The 9,934-nt window shown below is 68.1% G+C and carries 9 protein-coding genes; 5 read left to right on the top strand and 4 right to left on the bottom strand.

The window, feature by feature from the left end:
* Positions 1 to 307 (bottom strand): L-histidine N(alpha)-methyltransferase (locus ACXJKR_RS15430; RefSeq protein ID WP_457323571.1); only part of this gene is annotated, 307 nt, incomplete at its 3' end.
* Positions 304 to 1,446: an ergothioneine biosynthesis protein EgtB gene (egtB, locus tag ACXJKR_RS15425; protein WP_457323570.1), complete on the bottom strand. Its 1,143-nt coding sequence runs from the start codon at positions 1,444 to 1,446 to the stop codon at positions 304 to 306. The genes ACXJKR_RS15430 and egtB, both read right to left, overlap by 4 nt.
* Positions 1,447 to 1,590: 144 nt before the next feature.
* Between egtB and ACXJKR_RS15420 the strand changes: the two genes are divergently transcribed.
* The 3 genes from ACXJKR_RS15420 (at position 1,591) to ACXJKR_RS15410 (ending at position 4,989) form a co-directional block, all read left to right on the top strand.
* Positions 1,591 to 2,610 (top strand): TRAP transporter substrate-binding protein, encoded by a 1,020-nt coding sequence (locus ACXJKR_RS15420; RefSeq protein WP_457323569.1) that lies wholly within the window; start codon positions 1,591 to 1,593, stop codon positions 2,608 to 2,610.
* A complete protein-coding gene (locus ACXJKR_RS15415; protein ID WP_457323568.1) occupies positions 2,607 to 3,071 on the top strand; it encodes a TRAP transporter small permease in 465 nt (154 codons plus the stop codon). Before ACXJKR_RS15420 ends, ACXJKR_RS15415 begins: the two co-directional genes overlap by 4 nt.
* Positions 3,072 to 3,678: 607 nt before the next feature.
* Positions 3,679 to 4,989: a TRAP transporter large permease gene (locus ACXJKR_RS15410; protein ID WP_457323567.1), complete on the top strand. Its 1,311-nt coding sequence runs from the start codon at positions 3,679 to 3,681 to the stop codon at positions 4,987 to 4,989.
* Here the strand turns inward: ACXJKR_RS15410 and ACXJKR_RS15405 are convergent.
* Complete coding sequence (locus ACXJKR_RS15405) at positions 4,961 to 5,359, bottom strand: VanZ family protein (RefSeq protein WP_457323566.1); 399 nt, start codon at positions 5,357 to 5,359, stop codon at positions 4,961 to 4,963. The genes ACXJKR_RS15410 and ACXJKR_RS15405 overlap by 29 nt on opposite strands.
* 21 nt (positions 5,360 to 5,380) lie before the next feature.
* A complete protein-coding gene (locus ACXJKR_RS15400; RefSeq protein WP_457323565.1) occupies positions 5,381 to 7,705 on the bottom strand; it encodes a hypothetical protein in 2,325 nt (774 codons plus the stop codon).
* A gap of 142 nt (positions 7,706 to 7,847) precedes the next feature.
* Between ACXJKR_RS15400 and ACXJKR_RS15395 the strand changes: the two genes are divergently transcribed.
* Positions 7,848 to 8,225 (top strand): hypothetical protein, encoded by a 378-nt coding sequence (locus tag ACXJKR_RS15395; protein WP_457323564.1) that lies wholly within the window; start codon positions 7,848 to 7,850, stop codon positions 8,223 to 8,225.
* A gap of 271 nt (positions 8,226 to 8,496) precedes the next feature.
* Positions 8,497 to 9,934, top strand: a 1,438-nt coding sequence (locus ACXJKR_RS15390; protein ID WP_457323563.1) for a 3-hydroxyacyl-CoA dehydrogenase NAD-binding domain-containing protein, incomplete at its 3' end; no start/stop codon positions are given.

The following is a 9,934-nucleotide window of genomic DNA, read 5'->3' as shown; positions in this document are numbered from 1 at the left end:
GGATGGCGTCCAGCAGCAGGCGCACCTTGCGCAGAGCGCCGGCACCGTATTCGACGAGCTGCACCTGGCCGCCCATCTGCGCAGCCATGTCGTCCGCATGCGTTTGCAGCAGTGACAGTTCGGTACGCGTCGGGTAGTACTCGGGCAGGTCGCAGATCTGCTCGAACAGCTTCGAGCCGGCCTCGTCGTAGAAGTACTTGGGCGAGATCGCCTTGGGCGCGCGGCCCAGCGCCGCGTGCAGGTCGGCCGCGAACTGCTCGTTGTCGGCCGAGGCGCGGGGCTGGCGCCATTCGATACCTGGTTTCATCTTGCGAGCCTCACTCCACTGAACTGCCAGCGTGCGGCCGGCGGGAAAAAATTGCGGTAACTCGGTCGTGCGTGGCCCAGCGGGGTCGCGAGGCTGCCGCCTCTCAATACCTGCTGCCCCACCATGAACTTGCCGTTGTATTCACCAACCGCGCCCGCCGCGGGTTTGAAGCCGGGGTAGGGCGCGTAGCTGGAGCGAGTCCACTGCCAGGCCTGATCGGCGGCCAGCGCGAAGCCCGGCAATCCGCATGCCGCCTCCCACTCGAACTCGGTCGGCAGCCGCGCGCCAGCCCATTCAGCAAAAGCGCAAGCCTCGTAGAAGCTGAGCTGCATGACAGGCGCGTCGGCATCCAGCGGCTGCACGCCATGCAGGCCGAACACACTGCCGTCCTCCAGCCAGTAGGCCGGCCGCTGCCAGCCCTGGGCCTGCACGGTGGCCCAGCCATCGGACAGCCACAGCAGCGGCTCGCGGTAGCCGCCCGCGTCGATGAAGTCTTCGTACTCACCGCAGGTGACGAGGCGGTTGCTGATCTCGAAAGGCGCGAGCAGGGCCTGGTGGCGCGGGCCTTCGTTGTCGAAGGCAAAGCCGCTGCCGCCATGGCCGATGTCGACGATGCCGCCAGCGTGCTTCAGCCAGGCCTGATCGGGGGCGACGGCCTTGAGCGGTGTTGACACGTCGTAGGCCGGCAGCAGTGGGTTGCAGGAAAAGGCGTGCAGGATGTCGGTCAGCAGCAGCTCCTGGTGCTGCTGCTCGTGATGGCAGCCCAGCTCGATCAGCCGGCGGGCATCGTCGCCAGCGTGGGGCAGCAGGTCGGCCAGGGCGGCGTCCACATGGCGGCGGTAGGCCTTGACCTCGTCCAGGCTGGGCCGGCTCAGCAGGCCGCGTTGCGGGCGCGCATGACGCGGGCCCAGGCTCTCGTAATAGGAATTGAAGAGGCGCGGCCAGCGCTCGTCGAAGACGCAGTAGTCCGGCAGATGTGGCAACAGCACCAGGGTCTCGAAGAACCAGGTCGTGTGGGCCAGATGCCATTTGGTAGGGCTGGCGTCGGCCATGGACTGCAGCTGGGCGTCCTCGTCCGACAGGGGCGCGGCAAGGGCGAGCGAATGGGCTCGGGTGGCGCGGAGCAGCTCGGTCAACATGGGTGGCACCGTATCGCAAACTGCTGCCAACGGTATGTCAGTGCAGGGTCTTTGGCTGTAGGACACCCCCCCCTAGGGTGGGTGCGGGGATGTCAGCAGAGCCAATTCCCCTAGGATCGCCGCCATACAACAAGGAGACCGGGCATGAAAGCAATCGCCTTCATCGCCGCCCTGCTGGCCGCGACCGCGGTGCAGGCCAACGAGCCGATCACGCTCAAGGTGCATCACTTCTGGCCGCCCGGCGCCATGCCGCCGACACAGATCCTGGCGCCCTGGTGCGACAAGATCGCGGCAGACTCCGGCAACCGCCTGAAATGCCAGGTCTACCCGGCCATGCAGCTCGGCGGCACGCCGGCCCAGTTGATCGACCAGGTCAAGGACGGTGTCGTCGACATCGCCTTCACGCTACCGGGCTACACGGCCGGGCGCTTTCCCATCATGGAGGTGTTCGAGCTGCCCTTCATGACGAACTCCGCCGAGGCGGCGTCGCGCGCAGCCTGGGACTTCTATGGCAAGTACGCCGTCAAGGAGTTTGCCGCGGTCAAGCCGCTGATGTTCGCGACGCACGACGAGGGCTATCTGCACACCCGCGAGCGCCAGATCAAGACGCTGGCCGACTTCAAGGGCCTGAAGTTGCGCGCACCGACGCGCCAGACCAACAAGCTGCTCAGCAGCCTGGGTGCCTCACCGGTCGGCATGCCGCTGCCGGCCGTGGCCGATGCGGTCAGCAAGGGCACCATCGACGGCTTTGCGCTGCCCTGGGAGGTCATCCCCTCGGTCAAGCTGCACGAGATGGTCAAGTACCACACCGAGACCGACCCGAGCCGGCCGGCGCTGTACAGCGCGGTCTTCATCCTGGCGATGAACCCGGCCAAATACGACAGCCTGCCGGCCGACCTGAAGGCCGTCATCGACAGGAACTCCGGCGCCGCCCTGTCGCAGGCCGCCGGCCGCACCTGGGATGCCAGCCAGGCGCCTGGCCGCAAGCCGGCGGTGGACCGCGGCAATGTCTTCTACACGGTGCCGGCTGCCGAGGTGGACAACTGGATCAAGGCCAGCCATCCGCTCTACGACGATTGGGCCGCCGACATGGACAAGCGTGGCCTGCCCGGCAAGCAGATGCTGAGCGAAGCGCAGGCGCTGCTGGCCAAGTACAAGAAGTGAAATGGCTTGAGAAGCTGGCGGCAGTATTTGCGCTGCTGGGCGGCGTCTGCGCGCTGCTCGTCGCCGGCATGACGCTGTGGAGCGTCATCGGCCGCAACCTGTTCGCCAGCCCCGTGCGTGGTGATGTGGAACTGAGCCAGATCGGCATCGCGCTGGCGATCGCGCTGTGCCTGCCCTGGTGCCAGCTGCGGCGCGGCAACATCATCGTGGACTTCTTCACCCAGGCTGCACCCGAGCGCGTCAATGGCGCGCTGGACCGCTTCGGCGCGCTGCTGCTGGCCGTCATGCTGGGGTTGCTGGCCTGGCGCACCGGCATGGGCGCGGCGGCGGTGGACGAGGCCGGTGAGCAGACCATGATCCTGGGCCYGCCGATGTGGTGGGCCTACGCCATCCTGGCGCCAGGCTTGGCACTGACGGCGGTGATTGCGGTGGTGCAAGCTGTTCAGCGAGGTGAAGCTTGATGGCCAGGCCCRGCCGGGAGTTCGCCCCGGCGGGCGACCTACTTTCTGAGCGACCAGAAAGTAGGCAAAGAGTCGCCCCCGAACCGCCCGCCCCTCGCACAGCGAGGGGTTCCCTGCGGTGCGCCGTCCTTGAGGCCCCGCGCAAAACTCCCGTCGCGGCCCAAGGGCCGCTGTGGTCAAACAGTTGCGCGGAGTCAGAGCTTGAAGCGTGCTGGCGCACGCGGCCTCAAGGCCGTGCGCTCCTCGGCGGGACTCAAAGGGGGAGTGAAGGAACAGCCCGCACCAGCCGTCTGATGCGTTTGGCGGTTGGTTGTTCGGCTGTTTGGGATTCCCCCTTTGAAACCGCCGAGAAGCACAGGAGACCGAGGCGCGCGCCTTGGCGCGCTTCAACAACTGGCTCCGCGCAACTGTTTGACCAGAGCGTAGCGGCGGGAGTTTTGCGCGGGCCTCGGTCTTCGAGCATCGCAGGGCACCCACCCGCTTTGCGGGTGGGCGGTTTCGCAGGGGCGATTTCTTTGCCTACTTTCTTGTTCGCACAAGAAAGTAGGTCGCCCGCCCGGGCGAACTCCGGGCATGGGCCTGTGCGCCAAGCCAAGCTCGGGAACAGATGACAGCCGGCCTCGCCATCTTCGCCCTGATGCTCGCGCTGATGGCCTTGCGCGTGCCCATCGCGGCCGCCATGTTCATCCCCGGGGCCCTGGGCTACGCCTGGATGAGCAATGACGCCGCGCTACTGAACCTCATCAAGGGCTCCGCCGTCGCGCGGCTGACGGTCTACGAGTTGTCCGTCATCCCGCTCTTTCTGCTGATGGGGCAGTTCGCCACCCAGGGCGGGCTTTCCAAGGCACTCTTTCGCGCCGCGTCTGCCTGGGTCGGCCACTGGCGCGGCGGCCTGGCCTTTGCGGCCATCCTGGCGTCGGCCGCTTTCGGCTCGGTCTGCGGCTCGTCGGTGGCCACCTGCGCCACCATCACCCAGGTGGCCTACGGCGAGATGAAGGCCGCGGGCTATCACGGGCGCCTGTCCACTGCCGTGCTGGCGACGGGTGGCACGCTGGGCATTCTGATCCCGCCGTCGGTGCCGTTGATCGTCTACGCCATCCTGACCGAGCAGAACATCGCCAAGCTGTTCGCCGCCGCCTTCATCCCCGGCCTGATCGCAACCGCGGGCTATCTCGCGGTCATCGCCATCACCTGCCGGCTGCGGCCCCATCTGGCCGTGCCGGGACCGCGCCACAGCTGGAGCGAGCGCTGGCACGCTCTGCTGGGCGTATGGCCGCTGCTGGCCATCTTTGTCGTCGTCTTCGGCGGTATCTATGGGGGCTGGTTCAGCCCGACCGAGGGCGCATCCATCGGCGCGCTGGCGACGCTGACCAGCGGCCTGCTGTCGGGCGAGCTGCGCGGCGATGGACTCAAGCGCGCACTGCTCGGCACGGCCGAGACGACGGCCATGGTCTTCATGATCTTCCTCGGCGCCGACATGATGAATTCGGCCCTGGCGCTGACTCAGATGCCCGCGCATCTGGCGCAGTGGGTGGGCGGGCTGCCCGTGCCGCCACTGGCCATCGTCGCCGGCGTGCTGGCCTTCTATGTGGTGCTCGGCTGCGTGATGGACGAGCTGTCCATGCTGCTGCTGACCATTCCCGTCATCTTCCCGACCATCATGGGCCTGGATCTGTTCGGCCTYGCGCCCGAGCCCAAGGCGATCTGGTTCGGCATCCTGGTGCTGATGACGGTGGGCATCGGCATGCTGGCGCCGCCGGTGGGGCTGAACGTCTATGTCGTCAACGGCATGGCGCGCGACGTGCCGATGAACGAGACCTACAAGGGCGTCATGCCCTTCCTGGCCAGCGACGTGCTGAGGTTGCTGCTGCTGCTGTTCGTGCCCGCCGTCACGGTCGGCGTGCTGCGCTGGCTGTGATGGGCCAGGCCGCCAGCAGACCCAGGGCGATGCCGACGCTGTCGGCCACCACGTCGTGCCAGTCGGCCTCGCGCGGTGGCAGAAAGCTCTGCGCGATCTCGATGCCAATGCCGTAGCCGATCAGCGCGATCACCAGCCAGATCCATTGCCGCGGCCGCTGCGAGACGGGCCACATGGCCCAGACACTGCTGAAGGCCAGTGCGGCAAAGGCGAGGGCATGGTTGGACTTGTCCCAGCCGGTGGTGATGGTCTTGGGCGGTGCCGGGCTCAGGGCCAGGCAGGTGATGACGATGAGCAGGACGGCGAGCAGGGCGCGCCAGAGTGCGCGGCGCTGCGGCGCGGTGCAGAGGTGCAGGAGAAAGCTGGGCATGGGGGCCGCATTGTGACGGCCCTATTTCATCTGCAGCATCCAGCCCTTGGCCTGGCGCAGATGGGCCACCAGCTGGGCCTGCGCCGCGCCGACGGCCGGGTCGGTGGCATTGAGCTTCTCCAGCAGTGCCGCGTCGATCAGCTCGCGCGAGGCCGAGTTCAGCATCCAGTTCATCGACGGCTGGCGTTGGCCCGGCAGTGCAGGCATGCGCAGCTCCGCCACCTGGCCGCAGCCGCCGATGCGCTTGATGAGCTCGACTGCCGAGTCCCGCGCGCGGGCGTCGTTGCTGTTCAGGATGCCCTGCGCCGGCGCGACCACCTCGTTCAGGCCCATGTGCGTGGCGCGGTAGCGGCGCCCGTCCAGCGGCTGCGCATCGGCAGCCGTGGGTGCGTCGCGGCACAGCCAGTCGTCGACCTGCGAGGCGCTGTTGACCAGCAGCAGCAGGCGCAGCCGCGAGCGGTCCAGGACGCCTTGGGCGGCACAGTTGTCCTCGGGCTTGCAGGCCTTGAGCCGCCCGCTGGCTTCGAGGTCGCGCAGCAAGTCGGAGAGCAGCAGTGTCGCGCTGGCTTCCACGTAGCCGCCATCGCCCAGACGGTCCCAGACGCGGCCGACATCGCCGTTCTCCTCATCCCTGTGCGCCTCCTTGAAGAGGACGGCTGCGGCAGGGCTGATGTAGGGGAAGCGGGCGCTGTTGTGCACGGCCTGAGCCAGCGTCATGCGCTCGACCTCCAGGCCGAGCGAGGGGTCGAGCAGGTCGATGCCGTCGCCACCGGCCAGCAGGAAGTCGGACTGGTAGACCCGCTGGCCGCGCGACAGGGCTGTGGCGTTCATGGCCAGCAGCGGCAGCCATTCGGCGTCGGTGGCGCGGCCGTGCAAGGCCGTCATCGCCTCTCCCCAGGGGTTGGGATGGGCGGTCGGGCGCAGCGGACATTGCTGGGCCAGGCTCCTGGGCCAGTCATGCGTCCAGACCTTCTCCAGGCCGAGAGATCGGTCCGCGCCGGCGACGGCCAGGGGCAGGAAGCGCTGCACCAGGTCGGGGTAGAGCATGTCGCCGACCGGCGTGGCGAGATGGTCGCGGCCAGTGAAGTCGCGCACCAGCTTCCAGGGCGTGCAGTTGGCAGCATCGACCGCCTGGCGGCGGGCGTCCACGGCGGCGACGAAGCTGGCCGCGCCCAGGGCCCCGCCCGACGTGCCGCTGATGGCGAAGACGGAGTCGGCGAAGTTGACGCCCTGTTGTTCACCGAGATCCTGCAGGCGCGCCAGCGATGCGCTGCCCCAATACGCCGCGCGCGAGGCGCCGCCGGCCACGGCGACGATCACGAGCGGCCGCTTGCCGTCCGCGCCCACGGTGCGCAGCCAGGTTTGCACCCAGGCGTCGGCCGGTTGGCGGGCGGCGATGGCATTGCGAGCGCTGCGCTCGGGGTCGGCCACACGGTGGTTGTCGTTCAGCGGGGCAAATGCCACGAAGAGCAGCAGCGGCAACGGCGTCAGCGGCATGCGTATCAACGCCTTGGGTGCATAGGTCAGCAGGATGCCGCCAAAGACGATCCAGCTGCCCATGGCCAGCAGCACCAGGGCCGGTGAGCCGATGGCGCGCGCCGTGGCCTCGGGCCAGGCCACGAGGGCGGCGAACACGCCCCATTGCAGCAGCAGCACCAGCGCGACGAGCACGCGCGACGGCGTGCTCATGCGGTCCTCACGCTCCAGCAGCGCGATGGCCTCGCGCCGGCCATCCAGCGCGAGCCAGCGCGCCAGCCGCGAGCCCGTGCCGAGCTTGAGCAGCCAGGCGCGCCGCTTCCAGACAAAAAGGGCCAGCCCCGCCGTGACGGCCAGCAGCGCGACGCCGATCAGGCGCTCGCGCGTCTGCACCAGGAAGAAGATCGCGATGGGCAGGCCGCCGCCGAGGATGAGCCCGCGCGGCAGCCAGCGACGCAGGCCGTCGCCAAAGCGCGGGTTCATGCACTCGCCCAGCGTGTCGGGCTTGAAGCGGCGGTCCAGCAGCAGGCGGCTCACATACCAGGCCAGCAGCAGCCACAAGCCGAAGGTGAAGACGAGGAGGGCGGTCTGTGCGCTGCCYACTTCCAGCGACAGCAGCGTTTCGCGGGCCTGTTCCAGGCCGAGCAGCACGGCGACGCCGGCGATGACGATGACGACGGGAAAGGCGCACAGGCCCAGCACGCGCAGCAGATAGAGCATCCAGGGCACATCGCCCTCGGTCGTGGATGCCGTGGAAGGCGGCTCGGGCGGTGGAGGAGGCGCGGGCTCCTCCGACTTTGGCGGCGGCGGCGGGGAAAACTGCGGCGGCGGCGCGGGATCGCGGGGTGGGTAGACGACCGGAATCAGCATGGCCCGCACTCTAGCCGGGGGGCGCTGGGCGTCCAAGGGCGAGACGAAGCGGTGGCGACTCGTGACAAACCCTGGCAAGACGGGCGTTGCGCCGTCAGACCGATACAGTGCCAACGGACAACGGTGTCAGGGGAGAGAAAAAATGGACAACGGTCAACTGTTGCAGCTGGTGGGCAGCTTTGCTGTGGGCGGTTTGGTGGCGGGAGGTGCCGTCTACGCCTGGTCAGCCAAACGAATCAAGCGCGAGCATGAGCGGGTGATGCACGTGGAGCAGTCCCGCCAACTTGGCGCCCAGCAGCTCACCCAGGCACGCAAGCAGGTGGAGCAGCTGCAGCGCGATTGCCATGAGCTGCGCCTGGCAGTGCGGCCCGCGCCGCGCCAGGCTCCTGCACCTGTTGCCCCCCTGGATGCCGCCGAGGCCATGCGCCGCTATGCCGAGGCCAAGCTGCAGCCGCCAGCGGAGCCGGAGGCGGCCAAGGCGTTCAAGGACACCGTGGTCCTGCCCAAGTCCCAGTATTGAACTGAAGCCCCTCGCCCGGGCTCTCCCCGCTGAACGCGGGCGCGCCCAGTCGGTCCCCCGAAGGGACGGCGATGCTTGCCGGGTCGACCGGCAAGCACATCGCCAGCCAGGCCGGCTTGGGAGCGGCCCGGCGCTCGGCCCGGAATACCGGGCGCGCCTTTGTCACTGCCGGGACAAGACTGCGCGGCGGGCGCTGCCTAGAATCGAACGGTCGTTCTATTCTGGGCCGGCTGCGCAAGGCGCGGTGGGCCCGCCAACTGAGGTCGTGCCCATGACAGCCCATTACGAAGTTCGCGGCAGCGTCGCCGTGATCACGCTCGACAACCCGCCGGTCAACGGCCTGGGTTTTGCCACCCGCGCCGCCGTTGCCGCCGGCGTGGAGCGCGCCGAAGCCGATCCGGCCATCACCAGCCTGGTCATCACCGGCGCCGGCAAGGCCTTCTCGGGCGGTGCCGACATCAAGGAGTTCGGCAGCCCCAAGGCGCTGGCCGAGCCGAACCTGCTGAGCCTGATCGCTGTCGTCGAGAACTGCAGCAAGCCGGTCGTCGCGGCCATCCACAGCGTCTGCATGGGCGGTGGCCTGGAGTTGTCCCTGGGCTGCCACTACCGCGTCGCGCAGACCGGCACCAAGGTCGCACTGCCCGAAGTGAAGCTGGGCCTGCTGCCTGGCGCCGGCGGCACGCAGCGCCTGCCACGCGCGCTGGGCGTGGAGCCCGCGCTGAACATGATCGTCAGCGGCGAGCCGGTCGAGGCGCAGATGCTGGCCATGGTCCCGGGCCAGAAGCTGTTCGACAAGATCGTCGACGCCGACGTGGTCGATGCCGCCGTCAAGTTCGCTGAAGAAGTCTCCGAGAAGCGCCCGCTGCCCAAGGTGCGAGACCTGAAGGCCCGCCACCCCAACGCCGAGGCCTACTTCCAGTTCGCCCGCAACATGGTGGGCGGCATGAGCAAGAACTTCCCCGCGCCGTTGCGCTGCCTGGAGACCGTGGCCAGTGCCGTCAACATGAAGTTCGACGACGGCATGCGCGCCGAGCGCGAGGGTTTCATGGCATTGATGCTGACGCCCGAGTCCAAGGCGCTGCGCCACCTGTTCTTCGCCGAGCGCGTGGCCAGCAAGATCTCCGACGTGCCCGAAGACACGCCGCTGCGCACCATCGCCAAGGTGGGCGTCATCGGCGCCGGCACCATGGGTGGCGGCATCTCGATGAACTTCCTGAATGCGGGCATCCCGGTCACCATCCTGGAGACCAAGCAGGAAGCGCTGGACCGCGGCGTCGCGACGATCAAGAAGAACTACGAATCGCAGGTCAAGAAGGGCAAGCTGAAGGAAGACAAATACGCCCAGCGCATGTCGCTCTTGAGCACGACGCTGAACTACGCGGACCTGGGCGATGCTGACCTCATCATCGAGGCGGTGTTCGAGGAGATCGGCGTCAAGGAGGCCGTCTTCAAGCAGCTGGACGAAGTCGCCAAGCCCGGCGCCATTCTCGCGTCCAACACCTCGACGCTGGACGTCGACAAGATCGCCTCCTTCACCAAGCGCCCGCAGGACGTGGTGGGCATGCACTTCTTCAGCCCGGCCAACGTGATGAAGCTGCTGGAAGTGGTGCGCGGCAAGGAAACCGCCAAGGATGTGCTGGCCACGGTCATGGCCATTGGCAAGAAGATCAAGAAGACGGCTGTCGTGTCGGGCGTCTGCGACGGCTTCA

It is taken from the genome of Roseateles sp. P5_E11, from assembly GCF_054049355.1.
This window is presented reverse-complemented; position numbering and strand designations above follow the sequence as displayed.